Annotated in this window: 1 protein-coding gene; it reads left to right on the top strand. The window is 78.4% G+C overall.

From position 1 onward, the window contains the following. The coding region (locus tag HH311_RS30820; protein WP_211191046.1) for a lysylphosphatidylglycerol synthase domain-containing protein at positions 1 to 218 on the top strand (218 nt) is incomplete at both ends.

Consider the following 218-nt stretch of genomic DNA (forward strand, 5'->3'; position numbering starts at 1 on the left):
CTCGACGGGCTGCGGGCGATCTCGCCCGCCGCGCTCGTGGCCGCGCTCGCGCTCGGGCTGCTCACCACCGCGGCCTCGGCCGCCCGCTGGTGCGTCGTGGCCCACGGGCTGGGGCTGCGCCTCGGGTTCTCCGGCGCGGTCGGCGACTGCTACCGCGCCCAGTTCCTCAACTCGGTGCTGCCCGCCGGGGTGCTCGGCGACGTGCACCGCGCGGTCGA

It is taken from the genome of Actinomycetospora sp. TBRC 11914, assembly GCF_012933465.1.
Taxonomy (GTDB): Bacteria; Actinomycetota; Actinomycetes; order Mycobacteriales; family Pseudonocardiaceae; genus Actinomycetospora.